The sequence below is a fragment of the Candidatus Woesearchaeota archaeon genome (assembly GCA_016214075.1).
Taxonomy (GTDB): Archaea; Nanobdellota; Nanobdellia; order Woesearchaeales; family DSVV01; genus JACRPI01.
Map to the genome: position 1 here is coordinate 1 of JACRPI010000020.1, position 23,350 is coordinate 23,350.

The following is a 23,350-nucleotide window of genomic DNA, read 5'->3' on the forward strand; positions in this document are numbered from 1 at the left end:
GTTCATCCGGAATTCTCCAACCATCATCTCTAACAACTAATCCCATCGGGTCACCTCTTCTCATTCTCACGTGACCCATTCCCTAATATCTATTCAATGAGAAAGCTACTATTTATTCCTTTCGGGATAGGCTCTTAGAACGTGAGAGGGTATATTCCACTTTTTTTGAAGATTTTAAAATTTCAATGAATGAAGTAATAAAAAAAAAGAAAATCAAACTGCACTTTAACACTTATGACTCTCATGACAGAAATAAAGAGTATCCCATTGATTGTCTAATAGAAACAAAAAAAGAACCAATATACATATTTGCAATTAATAACGACAATAAATGTAGAGATGCAATGATCTCTATCATGATGTTTGAAAGGTGGAGTATTCAGTTTCATCCTGTGGGTGTTTTTGAAGATCAAACTGAAATAAGTAGAAGGGTGTTAGCAAAGTTTTCAAATGTATGTGAAAAGCAGATATCTAGTTTAGAAGGTATAGATTATTTTGAAAAGTATTTGGAAACTCACATTAATTATTAAGTTTAAGTACCTTCTCACGTATAGCTTCCTTTATGAGTTCTGTTCTTTTTTAATTTATTTTCCCCTACCCAACAACTCCTTCCAACACCATCACCGCAACGGTGTTGAAGATCAACGTAATCACGAACGCAATACCCACATACAACAATGTAGAATACAGCAGATTCTTCCCAATGAGGAATTTCTCATTCAAATTGTCCGCGCCATTCTCAATACCATTCGCTAAAATCGTTAAAATAAACGTAATTTGGACAACATAAATCCCTACAATTGCCTGGAAAAAGTAACTCGGAATGCCCATGCCAAACAAATCCGTCGGTAATTGTCCTGCGCTTCCTGCTCCCGCGCTGCCTACTGATTGTTGTTGCAGCATTGGACCAAGTTTTCCTAAAATATTTGAAATCATAGACGTAATACCAACGACAATCCCCGCAATTACAGGGGTCATAAAACTGATTTGGGATTTCATCGAAGAAATGACTTCCGCGAGCAAGTCTTTCAATCGTTCATCCACGCGATGCATTTCTTTGATATACTGCGAGACATTAATGACTGCCTGCGCCGCGATCTTTGGTCCTTTTCTCGCAGACTCTACTAAAACTTTCATTGAACTTTCAATCATCTTTGAAGGAAAATACTGCACAGCGCCTATTTTCTCATCAAACAGCGCTCGTTCAATACTCATACCCATCCTGTTAATGTTGTCGCTTACCTGCCTGAAGAATTTTCCTGTTGTTGTTCCTTCCATAACTTCTGCGACTTTCATAAACGCGATTTCCGCAGGAATACCATCTCCTAATCTATTCCCCAATTGGAATAATCCTGACGCAAACTCTTGCTCTAATTTCTTTGATTCCTCTCGAATTTTGATGACATTTTGTGAGCGAAGTTTATAGTACAAACCAATGCTGAGTCCAATTGCAAGCGGAAAGCATAAACTGACAATCGCTGCAAACAAACTGAATGGTCCGCGCGCTTCTCCTTCTGGATTTGTTCTATAATCTAAAATACAATATTTGTAGCCGCAATCTGTCGTGCTATCATCATCTCCAAACCCAATGTCTGGGACACCTACAAAGTGCATCAGCAGCGGAAGTATTCCTATTAAGAGGAGTATTGTTCCAATAAACACACTGAGATACATTGGAGAAACTTCTATTTCTTTTTTCCCTAAATTGATAATCATATTTTTGTGCTTTCGTAATTCAGGATGCACTTCTGAAATATCGACATCTCCATATCCTGTTGGTCTGCTGGTGAGAATAGTTCTTCCCATGATGTAAACCGCTGCTGGAAGCGCAACATTGTACAGCGCAGCAATGTGAATCCAGGATACTTCTACCATAAAGCTGACGACAAGTGGGAGAATAACTAAGCCGAGAATAGGAAGGATAATTCCAAGCATGTGTAATGTGGTAATTGGTCCTTTCAGATTTTGCGCATAATGCATCATTTTCTCGTATGTTTCTTCTAAGATGACATCTAATGATTTGTCCAGTAATGAAACTCGTCTTGTTTCTGATCCTTCATAGAGAGATGATTCAATCAGATGGAACGCTTCGACAAATTCAAAGTTTGTTTCTTTCCATGTATCAAGATACACATCTAGCGCGTCTTTGACATTTTGATATTTCCCTGTTTCTACATTCCATAATATTTTTTTTAGATCCAACGCAAGTGGACCCGAAAGATGATCTGCCGCAAACTGAATGGCGCGCTCTAAGTTTGAGGTATGTCGCATATACGTGACAATGTAGAAGATGCAGAGCACCATCTGGTTGCTTGCTTCCATGCGCCAGGTATTCGCAATATACATTGGGATTTGCTGCATGGGATAGATAAGCACTGCTCCTGTCAGGAGGCTGCCCATGATGAAGAATAATGACGGATCTTGTCCAAAAAACGCAGGGATAAACATGCTCAGCACAATGCCGATAAACATTAACGCGAGTGGTCCGAGAATTGAAAGGCTGTAGACTCCTGTTGGTGTAATCTGCAGATGCACCGCATCAATATCTTTTTGGATAAGGGGGATTTTCTTTTTGTCTGGACTAATTTTGAGAATCTTTTCTGCTGTGTTACACGCCTTCTCATAGATGGTCATTTTTACAGGAAGGAGTTCTTCTTTGAATGTTTCATATTGTTTGGAAATTATTTTCTCTGAGAGCTCTATCTTCTTTTCCATCTCTTCTTTACCGCCAAGCTTTTCTTCCAACTTGCGTTTGTATCTTGCTTTAATTTCTTCGAGTGTGTCTGTCATGATTTTTTGCCTTGCTTATCATATCCTTTTCGCTTCTTTCTTTATCCACTGTTGCCAGTCATATAATATTCTTTTGGAATCTAAATATCCTACTTCTTCTTTAATGCTCTCGGAAAGCAAGTGAAATTTGTCATTTGCCTTAATGACAAACGGCGCTTCAAGCATATTCTGATCATTTGTCTTTGCCGCGTACTCCACAATTTCTTGCTTTATTTTTGTTCGAAGTTCAATATTCTCTCGCACCGCATCCCAATTTCCCGCGAACTCTTTGATATTTGACGCAATTGTTTTCAAGATTTCTGATTCTCCATTTATGATCGCGTCTGTCGCTTGCAACTTGTCTGTTTTTGCGTCATATTTCATTAAATCCATAAATCCGCCCTCTGTGAGTGGATCGTTTTCCCACTGCTTTCGCACTTCTGTAATCTGCGTGACTCGTCTGCTTTTGTGCAAGCCATCCGCGCTCTTTATAGGATTCGCGACGATGATGACATCTGTTGCTTTAAACGATGTTTTTGGAACGCCAATATCATTGACGACACGGTCATAGACGCCGTACGGACTGTCGCTGTGGATTGTTCCCGCTACCACGTTTGCAGCTGCGCCGACACGCATTGCTTCATAGAGCGCAATCGCTTCTTTACTTCGTACTTCACCGACAAACAGCGCGGAATCTCCCAATCGAAGTGTTGCGCGAATTCCATCCGCGGCGCTCATTTCTGTTGATTCTTTCGCGAGCGCAGCCGCGACTTTAATTTGCTGGAGGTTGAACCCAAGATCGCGCAATGATTTTCCTGGCAATTCGAGGGTGTCCTCTATAGTGAGAATTCTATACTTTCGCATGATCTCGACCATAATTGCGCCAAGGAAGGATGTTTTTCCTGAGCTTCTTGTTCCACAAACTAACAGTGTTCGTGTTCCATCGATAAGGAAGCTGATTAATCCTGCAGCTTCAGGAGTAATCATCTTTTGTTTGACAAATAACGGCAGGGTCCATGGATTTTCTCTGTGTCTTCGGAATGAGAACGCAAGGCCAGTTGGATCGAGTGGTCTTGTGATGACAGAAACTCTTGTGGAAACTCCTGGGAGCTCTAACTCCGTATCGAGAATTGGATCTGCTTCATCGAGTGGTCTACCCGAAATCATTCGCAGTTTTGTTGCCCAACTTTCCGCTTCCGCGTTCGTTGGGATAATATTTGTTGTACATTCATTATAATCTCCATGGACAATATAGATGGGCTGTTTTCCCATTGGACTATTTACAGAAATATCTTGGATTTTTTCGTCTTGAAGGAGCACTTCGATTAATCCAAAGCCGACTGTGTAACGAACAAGGATATTGGTGAGCGCATCAATCTCTGTTTGCTTTAAACGAATCCCTTTTGTCTGCGCAAGCTCTTCCATGAGATCTCTTCCAATATTGAAGAACACTTGTCGCATTCGTTTTGGATCGGTAAACTCTTCTTGTCTTGGCTTATGCTCTGCCATTATTTTTCTCGCAAGATCAAGCAGCTCATACTTTTCTTCAGAGAGTTTGAACTCTGGTGGAATTACATGATAGGTTGTTTCAATCGAATCAGGATACGTAAAAACAGTTACTTCTGCTTCTTCTCCAATGGTGTAGCTGTCTTTTTCTTCTCCATTCGCAGGATAATCTGCCATAAGTTTAGTAAACATGAAATCTGGCTTTATTGTTGGACTGAAGATGGTTCGATACAGCGTTCTGTCTCCAATCTGGTAGCCTGCAAGCTGCTGTATAACGAGTTGCAGAATTTTTAGTTTTTCTATTTGTCCTGTGATGTAATTCAGAAGCGCAAGATAGCGCTGCCCAAGCATCTGGTCGCGCGGGTTTGTTGCTTTGTCGAGTTCTATTTTCTCATTTCTCGCAAGTCGCTTGAGTTCAAGATAGGTTCCAATCGGATCACTCTTTAATGTTCTGTAAATAATACTCTGCACTGTCGCGTATTGATTATGTACTCTGTTCATTTCTGTTGGACTGAGATTTGCGGTGCTGTAGCCAAAGATTGCTTTATCTTTCACAAACTTTCTGTATAATTGCGCAAGCTCGACTATAATTGCAGTTTGATTAAATTCATATTCATAATCTCTTTTCTGCGTGAAGACAATTTTTGTTACTCGATCAAGTTGGGTCAGTATTTCAACAGTCTTCCCCATCATGAATGCGTTGTCTTCTATGGATGGGATGTATGGCGCGCTTTCTACATAAATGAAGAGGATATTTTCTTCTCCTTCTTCCAATACTTCATATTCCCAATCTTTTTTTGTTTCTTCTGGTCGTTGTCCCATGCTATTGTCTCTTTGTTTTCTCTATTTTATCTTTATGATTTTTCATTTATTTCACTATTTTACTTTTTATAATAGATTGCGTTTGTGTTGTGTGGACGTTGCTCGTGCGTGCGTTTTCTGTTTTCCTGTGCGTGTACTTTGTGTTGCTAATTGAGTGTTGTTTCCTGTTTCTATCTCTTCTTCTTGTTTTAATTTACGGAGCGCAACTTCAACTAGATGTGATTTATTTCTATACTTTGATTGGGATTGAGAATACGTTGTCAGCCATTGAACAAGATCTTCTTCTACTGTGAAACTGATAATTTTCTTCATAAAGCCTCTTTCTTTCTTCTTTTTTGCTTTTTTCTTTATATAATTTTCTATTATAAGATAATATATTATAATATCTTTCTTAACTTCCTAAATTAGCTATTGCAAAAAGGATATTTGAAAAGAAATTCTATTTTTTTAGGTATGATTGGGCAGAGTTATGTAATATATCTCAAGCAATAATCCTTACTCCTTCCAATCCTCTAAAATCATTATCTCCTGTTATCAATTCAGCATTCTTGATTTGCGCTGTTGCATAAATCAATGCATCCATTGCTCCAAGCTTTTTGTCCACTGCAAGTTGCGCTGCTTTCTCGCTAATTTCTATTTCAGGAACAATAATTCCACTTCTTTCTTTCACAAATTTTAGAAATTGTTGCCAATCTTTATTTAACAACAGCAATCTTTTCTTTATTTCAAAAAGACATAGGGAAGAAGTAATGATGAGTCCTTCTTTGTCAATTATTTCTTTTATTTCAGATGATGTTGCAAAATGATACGCGAGCCATGCCGAAGAGTCCAAACATTTAATATCTGTCACTCTTATCCCTCAAATCCTTCAGTATTTCTTTCATACTTAATTTTCCACCTGCTCCCCACATTGATTTCTTTGGCTTTACAGCTTTTGTTATCAATATCTTCAGAAGCGCGTCATAGGATGGAACTTTGAATTGGTCTCGTAATAATTTTAATACATTTACTGTTTCTTCGTTTACTTGTATTGTTGTTGTCATACTTATACTATAGTGCTATAGTTTAAATATTTTCCCCCCCCAAACCGCAACCTTTATTATCTTCCCTTGCTTTATTGTTCTCATGGAACAAGCAAGCATTCTGGAAGGATATGAGGAGTATGGAAAACATACTGCTCCTGAACAAAAGAAATCAGGTTTCTTTGCTTCGAAGCCAGACACAACAGCAAATCCTTTTCCTGCGTCTGATACCACCGATCAACTCCGCGAACTGAGCAGAAGACTTCGTATCTTAGAAGAACGCTACGCAAATCAGCGGAAAAATATTCAAGTTCTTGAACATAATGTGCTTGCGGAAAATAAAAAAATGCAGGCGCAACTGCGCACTGCTCAATCTGACAACGATGATCTCAAAAAACAACTCTATGAAATGAAGCAAAAGTTCGATCTTATTGGCTCAGAACTTTCTGATACCGCGAAACGACAAGATGTTATTGTTCTTGAGAAATACATTAATTTGTGGGAACCATTAAACTTTGTGACGCGCAATGAAGTGGAAAAGCTTATTAACTCCATTGTAGAGAGCAAGAAAGGTCTTCCGAAATCAGTGAAAGCAAAGGATGGAGAATGAAACTATGGCAGGACCACAACAAGTTGTTCGACCATCAAGCGTTCCTACAGATAAAGTCCTTGACATGCGCACGCAGGGATTATCCAACAATCAAGTGATTCAAATTTTACAGCGGGACGGGTATGAACTTCCCGCAATCTTTAACGCGTTAAATCAGGCAGACATCAAAGGGGGCATTGAAGCAGTTCCCGCAAGCGCTGTTCCTCATAATGAATTTCCTGCTCAAGAAACTGGAGGGTATCCTATGGCTCAACAACCAACGCAACAAATGCCGATGCAATCTATGCAACAACCAATGCAGCAAATGCAACAAGGACAACCGATGGGTTATGGTGATCAAGTTCCTATGCTTCAAGATACTGGCATGATGCAAGACTATGGCGGCATGGGCGCTCCAGAAGGAATGCCTCAAGATCAGGGGATGCCGATGCAACCGATGCAAGGTCCTATGGAGTATCCACAACAGCAAAATTTTGCTCCTCCAGGTGGACAGAGTTATGGCCCAAGTTTTGAAACGCAACGCATTGAAGAACTCGCGGAAGCGATCATTGATGAAAAATGGAATGAAATTGTGCGCAGCATTAACAAAATCATTGATTGGAAAGAGCGTGTCGAAGCTCGCGTCACCAAAATGGAACAGCAACTTGATGACATGAACAAGAATTTTGATATGCTCCACAAAGGCGTTCTAGGTAAAATCAGCGAGTATGATCGCAATCTTACCAACGTTGGCGCTGAAATTAAAGCAATGGATAAAGTGTTCCAGAAAGTCTTGCCTTCTTTGACTGAAAATGTCAGTGAGTTAAGTAGAATTACAAGTGGGATGCGGAAGAAGTAGTTTCTATTATTCTTTTTTCATTTTAATTAGACATCGCGTGGGATGGATAAAGAACAGAGAATGGGCTATGTACAATACCAATGTCAGTTAAATTTAAGGATCCGTACGAGCGGCGTTCACGTTCTAACTCCTTTTGCACTGGAAATTGTTGCTCTCTTATGATAACATCAAGAAGAGTGTTTGAACGAAGCATTGTCGTCAATGAGTACAATTCTCTCCCATACAACGTTCTTTTTCTGTTCATTCTATCATCATGCAGTTTTTGAACTGTCCAATGATCGTTAACAGTATATCCATGAGAAGAAAGAACGTTTCTTGTCTCGTCTCGTACTGTCATATAAATTATTTGTTCATTCTTTGTATCATCTATATGTTTGCTAAATTGCGCTAACGCCGGAGACGTTCCCTCCACGACCACTCGTATATCAATATCAGCATACCTTCTTTCTCCTCTTTTTCCCAAAAAGCGATCTACTGTTGTTAATTTTTCTCTTACTTCCCAATGATATTCTGAAAATGTTGAACTTCCTACCGCAAGTAGCGCAACATCAATGCCCCGCTCATATAATTTGCGATGGAGAAGATCTCCTGTTTCCATAAGCGGATCTATGTCTTCAGGCCGTAAGAAATCATCAATGTACTCATACTTGAAAATCTCTGCAGAAGGAATTTCTCGTTTTTTCCAGAGTTCCGCTATTACATTCCACTTAACCATACGAGAAGTAGTTTATTTGTTCTTATAAATATTTTCATTAAAATCAGCTAATGATGTCCGCCACCATGACCGCCGCCACTGTCTTCATAGGGCCAGTCTTCGCGCATCTTTGGCGTCATCGCGCGAATAGTAAACGCTGCAATGACCAGAATCAAAATCATTCCTAATATCTTTGGATTAAATAATGTTGCGATGAGATTTTGTTGATAACTTGATGTCGCAGTACTTCCTTCGCCTGCTTCTGTTGCAGCATCACGAACCTCTGAAATATCTGCACTGTATCCAAGCAATTTCTGTCCAAACCCCGCGCCTAAGCCAAACAAAAGGATTATTATTCCTAACGCAAGAATTGTATATTGCAACGCGCTTGCATTTGCCATGACATTTTTGATTTGATCATCTGTCGCTCCAAACAGTTTGTATGCCATCAGAATGAAAATGACAAAAATAAACAAGACGGTAAACCATGGCGCAATCACTTGCACAACAGTTATTGCTTCTGTGGAAAATAAGAATATCACTGCAATAAAAAAACCGATAAGCGCATGAAGAATTTTATTCTCTCCAAGGAATTTTGTGAACTGAAGAATTCCATAGATCATGACAAACACTAACACAAAGATAAAAATAGGAGAAAAATATTGTAAAAAACTAATGTTTAATGTTGGGGTAGCCATGGGAATTTAATGATGGCCGCCGCCACCGCCTCCAAAGAGTTTTCCTACTTCGTCAAGCAAGCCTTTTGTTTTCGCAGCCGCATCCGCCGGCGTGTCTTCTTTCGTGACATACCAAATCACAATCGCGAACACTAAAATGACAATGACCAATGTAATGGTGTCCTGCGCAAACCAATTGAACATAATATTGTTCCACCATCCTGCTGCGCCGCCAAAGATGTAAATGATTCCCGCGAACGCGGCAATCGCGATTCCTCCTGTGAGTGAACCGCCCATCCATTTTGCTTCGCCGCCAAGTAATCCAAGGAGAAGAAGTGCCATAACTACTGCAACAACAACAATAGACACTTCAGGAAGCGCTTTGTTTAAGATTTCGACAAGATCATATCTTCCTGGATAGCTTCCTGTAATATGCGGGATGACGACTAACGCGGCAATGATGAACGCAACCATAACGTTGAAGTTCTTTTTGCCCGCGCCAAGAATCTTTGTCTTTTGCAACATCGCAAAAAGGATAGTAAATATCAACAAGAACGGAAGCAACGCGTCTGTTAATCCATAGCTCTCCAATGTTCTGAATAAATCAACAAAATTATTTGCAGCCATCTTTTCCATTCTTTTTTAAGAATGGATTCACCTCTTTTCTCTTTTTTGGGAAATCCTCTTTCTTTATTGCATAATTGTACTTTACTAGTTTATATACTTACTGCTGACTAATGTGATCCATGCGATTCTGATTTGCCATGCTCTTCTTTCCCGCCTTTACTTGGTTCTCTGATAATGTAAAACATAAACCCAAGGACGACAACCATAAGGATAATTGAACTTACTGCTGTTGTACTGTAGTTATCCACTAAAAATTCCATGATCCAGGTTAGGAATGATTGTCCAGATTCTGTCGGAATTGCGTACAGGAAAATTGCGAGGATACCGACAAACATAATGACCATAAACATCATTTTCCAGCCGCTGCTGAGCAATACTTCCTCTTTTTCCGAATAAAAAATACCCACTAATAACAGGAAGAAAACACCGAGGAAAAGAAGGATCACAATATTTGGAAGCGCGCTGTTAATGAGAGATACTGCTTGCGATGACGCAATGACCAGAAACGCAATCACAAACGCGCTCATCGCGTTGAGATTTTTCTTAGGATAGGATTTTCCATTGACTTCTTCTGTTCCCAATACTTTTGTTCGTTCAAAGATCGCGAAAACAAGGGTGAAGACTAGAATAAATGGAAGAATGACATCATAGACTCCGAGTCTGTCAAAGAATTCTAAAACTTCCCTAAATGCAGATGTTGTTGCCATATCCGTCTGTTTTTGGAAAACTTTATATATAAACCTTTCGATAATTGTCTTATGTTCTCCAAGAAAAATTTTGAGAAAATCCGCAAGCAACTTACTGACTATTCAAAGCGGCGCGAACACATTATTAAATCATCCAGAGACATTCTTCGTTTTTCCAAAATGGCGATTTCGTGCATTCATCGGCACGATCTTAAAGCAGCTGAAGAACATCTTGTTGCGGCGGAGAAGTTGCTGAAAGAAGTCAAAAAACTCGCTGTGCTTGACGCAGCGCTTTCTGTTCTTGGGGCGTATACTGTCGCGATCCAAGAATATGTTGAGGCGAAAACATTTCTTCACTTTGTGAACACCAACACGCTTCTTGATTTGGATAGTTTAGGCGTTGAACCAGAAGACTATCTTATGGGGTTAAGCGATTTGACTGGTGAACTGGGAAGACGCGCTGTTTTGAAAACGATCAGCAAAAATTATGGCGATGTGCATATTGTTCGTGACTTTGTCGCAGGAGTTCATGATTTCTTTCTCACGCTTGATATGGGTAATGGTGATCTTCGTAAAAAATATGACGCGATCAAATGGAATCTTAAAAAGATAGAAGACATTATCTACGATATTGAAACAAAGCGGGGAAACATCCAGCACAATGACAGTGAACACTCTTGAATACAAATGGTTTGGCCATGCGTCAATTAAACTAATCGGCGAAAAAATCATCTACATTGATCCTTTTCAGATTCCCAAGACCTTTTCTGACGCAGATATTATTTTATGCACGCATGATCACTACGATCATTGCAGCATTGATGATATCAAAAAAGTCATGAAAGAAACAACAACGCTTGTTTGCCCTCCAGATTGTTTAAGCAAATTCAAAGGGTTTTTGGTGAAAGAAGTTATTCCTGTTGAACCAGGGCAGGAGATTACTGTCAAAGGAATTTCTATTGAAACTATTCCCGCGTATAATGTCAATAAATTTCGCGCGCCCGGTATGCCTTTTCATCCTAAAGATAATTATTGGGTGGGATATGTGGTGACGATTGGCGGACTTCGCATTTATCATTCTGGGGACACAGACAAAATTCCTGAGATGAATTTGCTTCACGATATTGATCTCGCGTTTATGGCAGTGGGTGGAACATATACGATGACCGCATCTGAAGCTGTTGAAGCAGTGCTTTCGTTTCGACCAAAAAAAGCGCTCCCTATTCATTATGGTTCTGTTGTAGGAAGTGTGCAGGACGCAATTACTTTTCGTGAAGGTGTTAGTGTCCATAAAATAAAAAGTGACGTGATGAGCACGTTTAGTTGAGAAGGTGAAAAATATGAAAAAAACAAAAAAAATGTTATTATTTATTATTGGTTTATTTTCTGTGTTTCTTCTTTTTTGGTATACTTCTATCACTCCAAAGGGGTAAACTTTATAAAGAGATTTTGCTTTCTTTGTGTTAGTCATACTTTTAGTAGGATGTGGGTTGGAGATGCTTACAAAGCAAAGCTTTGTGGCAACATTGATCTCTTCGAGTTCAATGTTAACAACCATGAACAATGAGCCGGGTTGGAGATAACAACCGTGAACAGATGAGTTCTAAAAACTACCATCTACGGAAACGTAGGGGGTAGTGAAAATGGAACAAAAAAATATTGATGCTTTAGTTTTTATTGAAGAGCGTGAAGACGCGTATGTTCTCCATAATGTTTCTTATTTAGGAGTTCCTCATGATGTTGATGTTCGCAAGGCATTGTTAGAAAAGGTCGTGACACATACACTAGATGATTCGGTAAACTTAATAAAAGAACTTCCTTCTGGTCCGCTGTACTTTGCAGCTGCTCGTTCATTGTATGAAAATAAAGATCATCTTGATGCAAAGCAATGCAGACTCGTTGAAAAAGTAAGGAAGATGTTCGCTTCAGATATAAAACATGGTGTGATGACAAGTACTCGCGTTACCTATAGTGCGAGGGGTTATGATAAGGTTACTCATGATGCGAGCTATCCAACAGAAAGAGTGATTGGCGCGGTAATTGTTTGTCCAAATGGTTATATTAATGATTCAAATTTTGGTTCTGTAACAGAAGCACTTCTTGGTGAAGCAGACACGCAGAAAATTGAAGCGGTTGGTCAATACATTATTGGAAAACCTGCGTATTTGTGGCAGAGAAATAAGGAACCAATGCAAGATACTACGCTTGCGTTGGGGTTTGACGCCTATGATGGTAGGTTCGGCGTCAGTGCTAATATCGCCTTATACGGCAGCAACTGGCGTGCTCGCGGGATGGTCGCACGTCGCGCCGAAAATTCTCCATAGGAAATGATGAGTATGAGGTAGTTGAAAATGAAAACAAACAAGATAGTGGGATTACTTGGATTATTATTACCATCAACAGCGCACGCTGACGAATGGAAAATTTCAGACGCAGAACAATCTCTTTGTTATGAAACGACAACTCCTCTTGGCATCACCGCGTACGCGCTTCTTGATACAGGATCTCCTGTTGCTCTTGAAGCCATTTCTCTCTCCTCAACAAACGTTTGTTATGCTTTTCCTCGGGAAGAGACAGCAACCATTACTCTTACTGGAACCTACGGGAATACTTTACCTTTGCATAAAAAGAGATTTTATGTTTATCGTGGACAGCTCTATGAAGAACCGTTTACTCTGGAAAGCACTGTCGCGCCTTCACCTTCGCATACAAATACAGCTTATGTTTATGATGGAGAGCTCTCTGAAGAACTGTTTATTGTGGCAAGCACAATCGCACCTTCCGCGCTTGCCATTACTCGAGATACTGTTTCATTTACTGATGATAATGCTTTACGAATGAAAGCGTATGGTGTTATCTATGAACCTGGAACAGACACCTCTCATCACGTTGAATTGACAAAAATCACTGAAAATACTACGACCGCGACTTTTCTCATCCCAACAGACGATGTTATCCGCACGCTTTCTCATTCTCCTGTTGGCAGTGTTTCAAGGTACTATGCTGTTGACAGAAATGGAAATCACTCTTTAACTTATATCTCTATGTCGGGAATGTTTTTCGCTTTCTCAGATTCATCGAAGAAGGAAAATCAAAGAAATGAATAATGGTGAATAAAAATGGTTGAAACAGTTGTTTATGGTGGATTAGAATGGGAATTGTTTGCTCAGCGAGAGCGAGAACTTACTCGTTCGGAAAGAATTGCTGTTTTTTTTAGCGATGATTCAAAACTTCCAGAAAAAAGGGAAATGACTGTTGAAAGACATCATCGACGACTTGCTGAATTACCAGCCATAAATAAATTGCCTGGTAATCTGAACTGGCGCGCGCCTTATATTTGGGAAGTAAACAGATTACATATTGATGGACTCAGAAAAAGACTCAATCCTCAACAAATGCGCTTATGGCATGATATGTTTTCTCATGGCGTGGGAGAATGGTATGATCTGGGTATTTCTCGAGAACGAGATGTTCTTACTCTTCATTATTCTTCTCATTTAGACGATCTATCTCCAGTTAGGTATCGCGCTTCAATGCCTCTTCATCTTGAGGATTGTTTTCCGTCTCATGATTCATCGTATTCTCATCCTATTTCTAAAGCAACTCCTTTATTTACCAAGCTTTTGTATGATCGTCTTCCGGAACAGCTTCCTTCTGCGATACGTCAAGAACAAATTATTATTCCCTACGTAAGAAAGTCTATCTGTCCTGCCGGTCGCAAAGATGGCTATTGCATTGCTGTTGATGAGAGATTCGCCTCTCGCGGTGTTCGTGAACTGAAAAGTTATAGTGGTAGGTGAATAGACATGTTTGAGACAGTTGTTTATGGTGGTCTTGAGTGGGAATTGCTTGCTTCAAGAGAGAGGGAATTGACTTTTTGGGAACGTTTTGCGGTTTCTTTTGAACATAAAAGCGAACTCCCAGAAAAAAGGGAAATGACTTTTAGAGAACATCATGAACGACTTGCTCAATTATCAGCCATACATAAATTGCCAGGCAGTGAATCATGGCGTGGACCTTATCTTTGGGAAGTCAACAGATTATACATTGATGGAGTACGAAACAGACTTAATCCTCAACAAATGCGCTTATGGCATGATATGTTTTCTCATGATATGGGAGAATGGTACGATATTGGTCTTTCTAAACCAAAAGATGTTCTTATTCTTCATTATTCTTCTTTTTTAGACGCTCAATCTCAAATTACCTATCGCAAATCGATGCGTTTTCATGTCGAAGATTGTTTTACGTCTGATGGTCGCAGAGGGGGCTCTCGGGGGAGTTGTTTAGGGTTTTCATATTTTCCTGTTTTTGACGCAACTCCGCTGTTTAGCATGTTTTTGTATAATTGTTTTCCGGAACAGCTTCCCTGTCCGTTGCCAGGAGGGCGAGATTATATTCAGTTTCCAACTCCAGACTATAAAGATCTCGATGAAAAAAATGGATTTGCTCCTCTTTCTCTCCAGGAGCGCTCTCTTATTTTTCCTGCCGGTCATAAAGATGGCTATTGCATTGGTCTTGATGAGAAATTCGCATCTCGTGGTGTTCGTGAATTGAAAAGTTATAGTGATAGGTGAATAAAAATGAAAACAAACACTTTAAGCTTAGTCGGACTGTTGTGCGCAACTGGTGTTGGCTGTACTGCTCATAAAGAGATGCATGATTATGTTGAGCAAGTCAAACACAGTTCTGAAGATGTTGCTATTATTCCAAGTTCTACTGAAGTAGATGCAAAAGCTCTTGAGTATTTTCGAGAATTTGGCTACAACGATCCTCTTTTAGATATGACACCATTCTGTTTTGTTGATTACTATCAGCGTCCTTTTGTTCAAGATGCGGTAAAAGTAACTCATGGAGGCTCTCTAATAGCTGTTTGGCGCCTACCAATCCTCTATGTCAAAGATGATAAACATGATCCTGTCGTGTTACCGATCTCTTCTTATAATAATTGTAATACTGGTGTGCCTGCATACGATATTCCTGCCTATTTTCTTGAACAGCCTTCTTTTATTATTTATGATGAGCGGTTTGCTCGTGCTGAGCGGGACGTTCATGGTTTTGACACCGGCTTTTCGGAAACTTATTACACACTTGATGGATATATTTCTAAAAGTCCCTTTTTGTTAGATACCGAAAAAGCTCCTCGCAGTTTGGGTTTTTGGCTTGATAACACTCTGCAATTTCAGGATGACAATGTTATAGGAATAGAAGGATATGCCCTTGTTTCTGCTTCAGGTGAGCAACAGCTTATTCATCTTTCTTCCTTGCCTTATGATAATAATGAGATCGTTTCATTCCGTGTCACAAATGATATTGTCTGCACTATGACTGGATTTTATGCTCTTGATAGAGATAAGAACAGTTCTGCTATTTATACCCCTTCTCCAGAGAGAAAGGCTCAAGCTTGTGAAAAAGTGGGGCAGGCATCGAAGACTAATAGGTGAAACAAATGATCACCGCTCTTCTTGGACTTACCTCGTGCGCTACTCTTGAAAAAAGAATTGTTCCCGCGTACCAACACGCATGTGAACAAGAAGAAAGTGTGGCGTGCGATGACGCGACCATTCGTGTCGCAAAATATGTTGACGAAGCTGATAACGCCGCTCTTCAGCAAAAAAAGTTATGGCAGAAGCAAACATTGGATTTTATTGCTGTTCTTCACGCTGAATTGGAAACCGCTTCCTGCTATCATGATTCAATGATTGGTTCTCGAGCTGTTACCAATACTCGGGATTATTATACGAACACTGCTGATTATTCTACAGGAGGAATAAGTAATGCGCATTTTCCTCAGAATGTCGAAGCTCTTTGCTCAGATAATGTTAAACCAATAGATTACAACGACAATGGCACAAAAAGTTCCTTCATTGGCGCGAAAACAGGAAGAAAAATTCAATGCACTGGAGAACGGCAGGCGATTCCAGATTGTCAGTATAAAGATAAAGATGTTTCTTTTTTTCTTGATCGAAGTAATTTCACCTCTTCCCCTTCTTTCTGTTCTTCAATTGAAGAAGATTTTGTCTTTTCTTTCGCGGATATTGAATACACTTATCACTGGCAGAATAAAACAGGAAAAATAACAACCACAGAATTGCGTTTTGCTTCTTCTTCCTGGCATTATACTCTTCTTTGCGATGCTCTGACTACAGGAGAAATGTTTTGCGCAGCAGAAGCCAAAACAGAACACTATAGACACACGCTCTCTACAAACTCTCTCGACTGTCCCGCTTTGCTTGGATTATTTTCTGATGACTGGATTCCTCACAAAGAAATTGTTACCGCGCTTTCAGAAACAGAGCTTCAAAAAATGCGTACTCTTGTTCGCGAAAATAATGAACAGCAGGAGACACAACAAGTTGCGCAGCGAAAAATACCTGTTGTTCAGGAAGATCAGCCAGGATATTTCTTAACTTCTCAAGTGCTTGTATTTGCCGGGCAATCCGCGGACATTCCGTATCGAGACAAACCAACATTTCCTGGCGTTGAAAATATTGAATCCATTCTCACTCCTTTCGCGCAAGAAAATATTTTTTATACTTATGCGTTTGACGCAAAGACAAAATATTTCAGCACCGCTGTGACGCTTGTCGGTTATACAGAACAGCAAACTGATGTCATCCGAGAGCAGTTAAATATTCTTGTCATTCTTTTTATGAGCGAGCTCACCGCGTCAGGAAAAAGTATGGTGAAGATCACTCTTGGTGATCAACAATTGGATCATATTCCAGCGACCGCTAGTTTTGGTGTCAGCTATCCAATGTCCACAAAGATGATGACTGAGCACACCGCCGCGCAACAAAATCCGTATCGGATTATTTGCCCTGAAAGTATTGCTGCGGACAATGCTTCTTTCGCAGTATTTCAACGTGACCTTTTAGGATACAAATTAGAATGCGTTATGGAAAAAGATAATGCTCCCGCACTTTGGGGTGTTGCTTCTTTTGTTTGGAACCAATGGCAACATCAGCCATTTGCGGTTGAAACAATGGATAATGGACAGTACGCTTCTTTTACGAAAGGAGAGTATCAGCTAAAACATGCTGCTTGCCATAATGGAACAACATGGACAGCGTATGAGAACGGATCAGCATCTGTCCAGACATTTTCATCACAATCTCTTGGAAAAGAATTCAGCGGCGAAGCACTGAATAAAAAAACCGCAGAAAAATTCTGCGAGGAAAGGTAAAAGGAAAAATGGTTCCTCATGGAAGTAAGAAGTATGGGAATACTAGTTTTAGCAATAGATATAATAGTATCGTTGAGACAAGAACTTGTCTGGGGATGGATTGGGAAATTGTAGAAAACCAAACGCCATTGACTATTGAACGTATATTAAATATAGAGTCCTATCGGCAGAGATTTCCGTTTTCTCCTCCAAGGCAATCTATATCTTTTGATCAGCATCTTGCGCGAATGCGTGCATTAGGAGAAGGATGGCGCGCCCCATATCCTTGGGAAATCGCTCAATTATACCATTATTTAGAAAGAGGGTTACCTCGTCTATATTTTGATGCAAGACAAGCAACTATTCCGGAATTGTGGAATGACATCTTCGACCACCATATTACGGAATGGACTGACATTGCATTTCAGGTTGCTCCACGCGCTAACACTCTTACAGTCTATGTTTCTCCAAGAAGAGTAGACGAATCTAGTATACATTATCTTCATTCTCGAACATTTGACCTTCCTGAGAGTAAGGATGTGTTTGGTATTCCACATCATAAGAGAGAATACCGCTCTTTTGAGCTTCCTGAATTAGCATTTTATTTGTCTGGTCGTTATCCTTCTCGTCCAAATGAAGAATTATTCTCTGATATAAGAGATACCTTTGCATTCGACAATTTTAGAATTGTTATTCCTCCCGATGACGGACATCTTTGGCCTGTTACTTTGCATAGTGACTATGCGGTATCTTGTGGTATCCATTCATCTGAATCCTCTGCTTCTTCTCGCGCTATACGTCCAAATAAATATTATATTTGTAATAGTTCAGGTAAACGGTGAAAACATGATGATTCCTCTTTTTGAACTTACCTCGTGCGCAACACTTGAAAAAAAGATTGTTCCTGCGTATCAACAAGCATGCGAACAAGGAGAAAGCGTGGCATGCGATGACGCGACACGACGCATCGCGCCATTTGTGGAAGAAGCAAATGCTGCCGCTCTTCAACAAAAAAAATTATGGAGGAAGCAATCATTGGATTTTATCGCTGTTCTTGATGCTGAATTGGAAACCGCAGTCTGCTATCATCATCTGATTATCGGAAGCCATGTGGTTTCTGAAGATGGCATTCATGGCATTCGTGCTGCCTATATTCCCTCCGACGCAAAAAATACTTGTTCTGACGCTGTTACACCAACACAAAATACTAATGATGGGTCAGAAAGTCAGTATTTGGGGATAAAAACAGGACAGGAAATCATCTGCACAGGAAATCGTCAAGCAGCGCCGGAGTGTATGTATAAAGATGAAAAAATGGTTTATCTTACCGCACCACAGGTGGGATCAAATACATTGTTTTGTAAATCTGTGAAAGAGGCAATCTCCACTTTTAGTGATATCAATGGTTTACCTAAAATTAGCGAGGTTGATAGTCGAGTTGGAAACATGACACAAAAGGAAATTCGTTTTGATGATAAAGACTATTATAGATATGCATGGGATGCTACACTTGATTGTTATATCATGGACACTTATATATTTTGCGAAGCAATAGGAAGGGATGGCTATACAACTTCTCTCGCATGTCCTGCACTGATTGGGCTTCTTTCTAACCATTGGATACCTCATCAAGAGATTATTACCGCGCTCTCAGAACAAGAGTTAGGTGAAATACAGACATTTATTTCTGAAAATACGCAACAAAAAAAGAAGGTAGGAGAGCAGGTCGCTAACACAACAACGCCTGTTGTTGATGATTCATTGGATTATGTTTCTGCTCCTATAACACTTTCTTCATCCGCTGAACAGTGCCCTTCGCAGTACTATCGAGGGTTATGGGGGATCTATCAGACATCAACTGGTTCTCTTCCTGCATACAACAAGAAAACAGAACAATTTGATTTTGTTTCAGTTTCTCCTGGTGATATTTGCTATGATGGTCCGTATCCTTCAATTGCCAGCGTCTCCATTGTTCATGGTTCTACAACTCTTCCTCTTATTCGTTATGAAGATAGGAATTATGAACATTGTGATTGCTTTCCTCTTCCAGCAGATGTCCTGCGCTTTGACCCCCCAACTTTTGTGGTTCATGGTCAGGATTCTTCAGGATCTATTATTCCTCCTGTAAAATTTGCTATTTCAGAGGCTGGAACTATTTATCCTATTAGCTTAGATCGAGAAATTTATCGGCTTGATGGTATTGAATCTTCTACTCCGTTTGTTATGGATAGCACACAAGCGCCAAAAGTTACGCTTACACCATCTGGTTTAGAAGTTACCGATGACAATGCCATTGGCATGCAAGCTTTTGCTCTTGTCAAACATCCAGGCAATGAAACTATTGAATATATTCCATTAGATATCACACGCGGTACCGCACAAGGTGCACTTTTTTCTATTCCTTCTGACATTACCTCTCAAATTATTGGTTATTACGCATTAGATAGAAATAATAATAAATCAGTCACAGTGGATCCAACAGGCAAGAAACTTGTTGAAATAGTTAAATAAATAAGGGTGAAAACAAATGAAAACAAGAATACTTTCAATAGGAGCAGTTGGCTTTATTACGCCCGCGATCCAGCACGCAGACAGCTGGGAAATAACAAAACCAGAAAAACCTGCCGCGTTTGTTGAGCATATCACCCAGATAAAAACATACGCTCTTGGTACTGAGGTTTCTGTTTCCATGGACTTTGAACCCGCGCAATCTCTTTGTTATAACACAAAAAATTCAGAAGGAATTGAAGCGTATGTTCTTGATGATTCTGGCTTTGCGGAACCTCTTACTGCTCTTTCACAATCTCGTGATTCTGTCTGCTACGCTCTTCCTGTTCTTGAAACAACAACAACGCTTACTCTTGCGGGAACGTACGCAAATGGAGTGCCTCTGCAACAAAAAAAAGTGCATGTTCTGGATGGGTATCTTTCAGAACACCCTTTTGTTTTAGAAAGCGTTGTCGCGCCGCAGCGTCCTGAAATTATGATGGATGGTACTCTTGTCTCTTTTGAGGATGACAACGCGTTGGGCATGACCGCGTTCGCTCTTGTGTATGATCATCCAATGATGAAATATTACTCTGTTGAACTTGAACCTTATGTCGAAAACACTGTTGGCGCTGTTTTTCTTCTTCCAGATAATTCAACTCTTTCTGTTACTGGCGTTTACGCGAAGGATAGAAATGACAATTCTTCTTTGCTGTATCATGTTTCTGATGGCATCATTCTTGGTGATCCTACCAAAATGACTTCTCAAACACCGGAAGAAGCTTTTCGTGAAAAGGGATTTGAGAAAATGAATCGGCGGGGGAGCAAATGATATCGCCTTTAACAGCATCATTATTGGCACCCGCGTACGCAGGTGAATGGCTAGAGCCTGAAAAAATTATTCTTCATGAAGGAGAAGTTATGATCGCGGAATACCGCGCGGAACGTGGTATTGCTGTTCTTGAGCGAAAAGCAGAGCTTCAAAATGACACCACTGCTTATAAGATTTGTTATCGTCGTGCTTCTAATGATCCTTTTTATTATGATGCCGCCTTTCTGGATTCTCCATTTAATGTTATTACTTTTGGTTCTGAGCTTGTTCGACTTGATACGTTTCCTTCTTCAGAATCTGATCTTTTGTGTTATCTTCTTCCAAGGGGTACTGAGAATGATGATGGTGCTTTTGATATTTATCTTGTTTCGCAAAGGGATCATTATTATCCTATATCTGATGTTAAAACGCGTACTGACATTCTTATTTATTATGATTCTGAGCGCATGAGATATTATACTGGCTCTGTCACTATTGATGGAGAAGTATCTCGCATTATTACCTCTTCGCAAAAGGATATAGGCAGAGAATTTTCCACAAAAAAACAACTTCCATACACTGTTACAAGAACAAACAAACAGGCGTTTGAAGAATATTTTCCAGTATGGGAAATTACCGTGCCTCACGCTCTTCCTCCTTCAGACCTTACTGTGTGTGAATATTTTATGACAGAACAAACAGTTGGCGATGGCTATTATCTCTCTCCAGCACAAGGGCGTCCTCCTTTTGATAGACCTATTTCCCAGCAGCATCTTTCTCCTAGTGCTGCTTATTTTAGACCATTACATTCAGATTCTAAACCCGCTCTTCTTGTTCTGTCATACGCTGATGACAATCTTGAATCGATAGTTTCTGCTTTTGTTTATTCTCCAGGCAAAACCACACTTAAACATGTCGAAGTTCCTTCTGACTTGCCTGCATGCGAAACTTGGGAAAAACAAACAGAAGAAACTAAGAAAAAGAAACGGGGGAAAAACAAATGATCAGCATTCTTGCACTCCTTTATACTGCGCACGCAGCAAAACCAAAACCATTTGTTGAAAATGGAAATTGGCTGGAACCAAAAATGCTTGTTCGTACAAGCGGTATGGCTATTGCCGATGTTTATGACATGGAAAAAATGAATCCTGCTGATCCAGAAAGCATCGCTATCAAAACATTGCAGGATCGTCAAGTGGCAAGCATTGGCGCGACTGGCCACTGGCAAACGTATGAACTTTGTTTTATGCCAAACACTACTGACCCTAAAACAAAAAAACCAACTCCTCTCATTGATCCAAAGGCAGTGAACGCGTTCATGCATTCAGAAGCGGATAAAGATCTTCTTGGAGATGTTTCGATTGCTCTCGGTTCTTCCTACGAAGAGGCAAACAAATACGTGCTTGATACTTCTTCTGGACAACAGCCGCTTTGCTTTTATCTTCCTCCTGGCACTGCAAGCAGAAAGGATACTTTAGAAATTTATTTTATGCAAGATGGAAAAGGGTTGCTCGCAAAAAAAACATATTATACAGTTGACGCGATTATTGATGAAGAATCGTTTGGCTATATTTCTGACAAACCAATTCCATTGGAAACTTCTGCCGCGCCATCTTCTCTTGCCTTAGAAACAGCGCGAGAAAGGGAGTGGTATTGGACAGTGACTGATGATTTCGCTCCAGCGATGCGCGCGTGCCTTGTTTTTACAAAAAATGAGGAGGAATATAATCTTGCCATCACAAAAACAGAAGAGTATTTTACCACTGCTGTTTTTACTTCTCCTCCTTTGCGATATGGCACTGCTGAAGATGTTACGTTTGTCGCGATAGACAGAAACAAGAATATGACCGCTTTTTCCTATGCAGCAACTGTTGATGGCGAAGGATTTCTTGTTCCAATTACTCAGAAAACTTCTTTGCCTGTTGGATATGTTCCATGCGCAAAGAAACAAGGAAATAGTGAGACACAATGAGCGCAATTACGTACAATAATCTTTCATTAGAAGATCGAACATATCAAGAGAATGGAGAGACAAAACTTCTTCCTTATGATCAAAGCCTTGCACGATTGCGGCAAGCTGGATTTACTCGACACCTTTATCCTGTCGAAGCATTTCAATTTATTATCGATGGCTTAGAAATGAAATTGGCTCCTCATCAACATCTCTTTTGCGCTCAGATGCTTACCTCTCCTGCTGAATGGTTGAACATAGCGATAGGTGTTGAAGAAAAAAAACACTTCCTCTGGCATCCTTCACGTACATTAACTCTTTATTTTGATCCTGAAGGTCTTGTCTGGGATCCAAAGAAACGTCAATACAACACGCAGAAATTTACCTATTCTCGCAAACAAGACTTTGATATTACTTCTCTTCCTGTCGCGCAATATGTCGATCTCTCTCATTTCTCTGATTCTTTTGCTCTCGCGGTTACTGGGCGCTCATGCGCTTCTTTACCAAAAAATTTACGCGATAAAAATGATTCACGGCGAGTGCAGGTTTACATTCCGCGCGTTGGCACTCTTTGTCCCGCTGCTCGTGTTGGATACAAAAGATACGTTGTTCGATTAGGTATACTCTATGGCAGTGATGGCGCTTCTCGCGGCGCAAAAACTTTGTGATCTGTTCCATTACTTTT

The 23,350-nt window shown here is 40.0% G+C and carries 26 protein-coding genes; 17 read left to right on the top strand and 9 right to left on the bottom strand.

The genetic code is table 11. The annotated features are described in order from the left end of the window. Positions 1-185 precede the first annotated feature (185 nt). Complete coding sequence (locus HZC31_03825; protein ID MBI5002488.1) at positions 186-530, top strand: hypothetical protein; 345 nt, start codon at positions 186-188, stop codon at positions 528-530. A gap of 64 nt (positions 531-594) precedes the next feature. Here the strand turns inward: HZC31_03825 and HZC31_03830 are convergent, their stop codons facing one another. From HZC31_03830 to HZC31_03850, 5 genes are all read right to left on the bottom strand, one after another. Further along, on the bottom strand, positions 595-2,790 hold the full coding sequence (locus HZC31_03830) for a hypothetical protein (GenBank protein MBI5002489.1): 2,196 nt from the start codon (positions 2,788-2,790) through the stop codon (positions 595-597). Positions 2,791-2,808: 18 nt separating this feature from the next. Next, positions 2,809-5,097, bottom strand: coding sequence for a type II/IV secretion system ATPase subunit (locus HZC31_03835; protein MBI5002490.1), 2,289 nt, complete (start codon positions 5,095-5,097; stop codon positions 2,809-2,811). A gap of 66 nt (positions 5,098-5,163) precedes the next feature. Beyond that, entirely contained in the window at positions 5,164-5,409 is a 246-nt protein-coding gene (locus HZC31_03840) for a hypothetical protein (protein ID MBI5002491.1), read from the bottom strand. 169 nt (positions 5,410-5,578) lie between these two features. Then, a complete protein-coding gene (locus tag HZC31_03845) occupies positions 5,579-5,947 on the bottom strand; it encodes a PIN domain-containing protein (protein MBI5002492.1) in 369 nt (122 codons plus the stop codon). Then, on the bottom strand, positions 5,934-6,140 hold the full coding sequence (locus HZC31_03850; GenBank protein ID MBI5002493.1) for a hypothetical protein: 207 nt from the start codon (positions 6,138-6,140) through the stop codon (positions 5,934-5,936). Before HZC31_03850 ends, HZC31_03845 begins: the two co-directional genes overlap by 14 nt. Before the next feature lie 82 nt (positions 6,141-6,222). Between HZC31_03850 and HZC31_03855 the strand changes: the two genes are divergently transcribed. Then, positions 6,223-6,729, top strand: a complete 507-nt coding sequence (locus HZC31_03855; protein MBI5002494.1) for a hypothetical protein — start codon at positions 6,223-6,225, stop codon at positions 6,727-6,729. 4 nt (positions 6,730-6,733) lie between these two features. Next, the gene (locus HZC31_03860; protein ID MBI5002495.1) at positions 6,734-7,567 is read left to right on the top strand and encodes a hypothetical protein; all 834 of its coding nucleotides are present in this window, start codon (positions 6,734-6,736) and stop codon (positions 7,565-7,567) included. A 22-nt stretch (positions 7,568-7,589) separates the two neighbouring features. Here HZC31_03860 and HZC31_03865 read toward each other — a convergent pair whose 3' ends face one another. The 4 genes from HZC31_03865 to HZC31_03880 all read right to left on the bottom strand — a co-directional run bounded on the left by HZC31_03865 (position 7,590) and on the right by HZC31_03880 (position 10,272). Next, the gene (locus HZC31_03865; GenBank protein ID MBI5002496.1) at positions 7,590-8,282 is read right to left on the bottom strand and encodes a hypothetical protein; all 693 of its coding nucleotides are present in this window, start codon (positions 8,280-8,282) and stop codon (positions 7,590-7,592) included. A gap of 47 nt (positions 8,283-8,329) precedes the next feature. After that, the gene (locus tag HZC31_03870) at positions 8,330-8,959 is read right to left on the bottom strand and encodes a hypothetical protein (GenBank protein MBI5002497.1); all 630 of its coding nucleotides are present in this window, start codon (positions 8,957-8,959) and stop codon (positions 8,330-8,332) included. Between the two features lie 6 nt (positions 8,960-8,965). Beyond that, positions 8,966-9,574, bottom strand: coding sequence for a hypothetical protein (locus HZC31_03875; GenBank protein MBI5002498.1), 609 nt, complete (start codon positions 9,572-9,574; stop codon positions 8,966-8,968). A 98-nt stretch (positions 9,575-9,672) separates the two neighbouring features. Then, positions 9,673-10,272, bottom strand: coding sequence for a hypothetical protein (locus tag HZC31_03880; protein ID MBI5002499.1), 600 nt, complete (start codon positions 10,270-10,272; stop codon positions 9,673-9,675). A 51-nt stretch (positions 10,273-10,323) separates the two neighbouring features. On the opposite strand from HZC31_03880, the gene HZC31_03885 reads away from it, so the two are divergent. The 14 genes from HZC31_03885 (at position 10,324) to HZC31_03950 (ending at position 23,333) form a co-directional block, all read left to right on the top strand. Further along, positions 10,324-10,932 (top strand): hypothetical protein, encoded by a 609-nt coding sequence (locus HZC31_03885; GenBank protein MBI5002500.1) that lies wholly within the window; start codon positions 10,324-10,326, stop codon positions 10,930-10,932. Further along, the gene (locus HZC31_03890; GenBank protein ID MBI5002501.1) at positions 10,913-11,578 is read left to right on the top strand and encodes an MBL fold metallo-hydrolase; all 666 of its coding nucleotides are present in this window, start codon (positions 10,913-10,915) and stop codon (positions 11,576-11,578) included. Before HZC31_03885 ends, HZC31_03890 begins: the two co-directional genes overlap by 20 nt. A gap of 316 nt (positions 11,579-11,894) precedes the next feature. Next, complete coding sequence (locus HZC31_03895) at positions 11,895-12,575, top strand: hypothetical protein (protein ID MBI5002502.1); 681 nt, start codon at positions 11,895-11,897, stop codon at positions 12,573-12,575. Between the two features lie 27 nt (positions 12,576-12,602). After that, entirely contained in the window at positions 12,603-13,358 is a 756-nt protein-coding gene (locus HZC31_03900; GenBank protein ID MBI5002503.1) for a hypothetical protein, read from the top strand. A 12-nt stretch (positions 13,359-13,370) separates the two neighbouring features. Next, positions 13,371-14,051: a hypothetical protein gene (locus tag HZC31_03905; protein MBI5002504.1), complete on the top strand. Its 681-nt coding sequence runs from the start codon at positions 13,371-13,373 to the stop codon at positions 14,049-14,051. Between the two features lie 6 nt (positions 14,052-14,057). Continuing rightward, positions 14,058-14,828 (top strand): hypothetical protein, encoded by a 771-nt coding sequence (locus tag HZC31_03910; protein MBI5002505.1) that lies wholly within the window; start codon positions 14,058-14,060, stop codon positions 14,826-14,828. Positions 14,829-14,834: 6 nt separating this feature from the next. Continuing rightward, complete coding sequence (locus HZC31_03915) at positions 14,835-15,695, top strand: hypothetical protein (protein ID MBI5002506.1); 861 nt, start codon at positions 14,835-14,837, stop codon at positions 15,693-15,695. 5 nt (positions 15,696-15,700) lie between these two features. Continuing rightward, the gene (locus tag HZC31_03920; protein ID MBI5002507.1) at positions 15,701-17,437 is read left to right on the top strand and encodes a hypothetical protein; all 1,737 of its coding nucleotides are present in this window, start codon (positions 15,701-15,703) and stop codon (positions 17,435-17,437) included. 8 nt (positions 17,438-17,445) lie between these two features. After that, complete coding sequence (locus tag HZC31_03925) at positions 17,446-18,258, top strand: hypothetical protein (GenBank protein MBI5002508.1); 813 nt, start codon at positions 17,446-17,448, stop codon at positions 18,256-18,258. A 4-nt stretch (positions 18,259-18,262) separates the two neighbouring features. Further along, complete coding sequence (locus HZC31_03930; protein ID MBI5002509.1) at positions 18,263-19,927, top strand: hypothetical protein; 1,665 nt, start codon at positions 18,263-18,265, stop codon at positions 19,925-19,927. 16 nt (positions 19,928-19,943) lie between these two features. Further along, positions 19,944-20,735: a hypothetical protein gene (locus HZC31_03935; protein MBI5002510.1), complete on the top strand. Its 792-nt coding sequence runs from the start codon at positions 19,944-19,946 to the stop codon at positions 20,733-20,735. Then, positions 20,732-21,718: a hypothetical protein gene (locus HZC31_03940; GenBank protein MBI5002511.1), complete on the top strand. Its 987-nt coding sequence runs from the start codon at positions 20,732-20,734 to the stop codon at positions 21,716-21,718. Before HZC31_03935 ends, HZC31_03940 begins: the two co-directional genes overlap by 4 nt. Then, positions 21,715-22,686 carry a hypothetical protein gene (locus HZC31_03945; protein MBI5002512.1) on the top strand — a complete coding sequence of 324 codons (972 nt, stop codon included), beginning with the start codon at positions 21,715-21,717 and terminating at the stop codon, positions 22,684-22,686. Before HZC31_03940 ends, HZC31_03945 begins: the two co-directional genes overlap by 4 nt. Then, the gene (locus HZC31_03950) at positions 22,683-23,333 is read left to right on the top strand and encodes a hypothetical protein (protein MBI5002513.1); all 651 of its coding nucleotides are present in this window, start codon (positions 22,683-22,685) and stop codon (positions 23,331-23,333) included. The genes HZC31_03945 and HZC31_03950 overlap by 4 nt, the downstream gene beginning before the upstream one ends. The last annotated feature ends 17 nt before the right edge of the window (positions 23,334-23,350 follow it).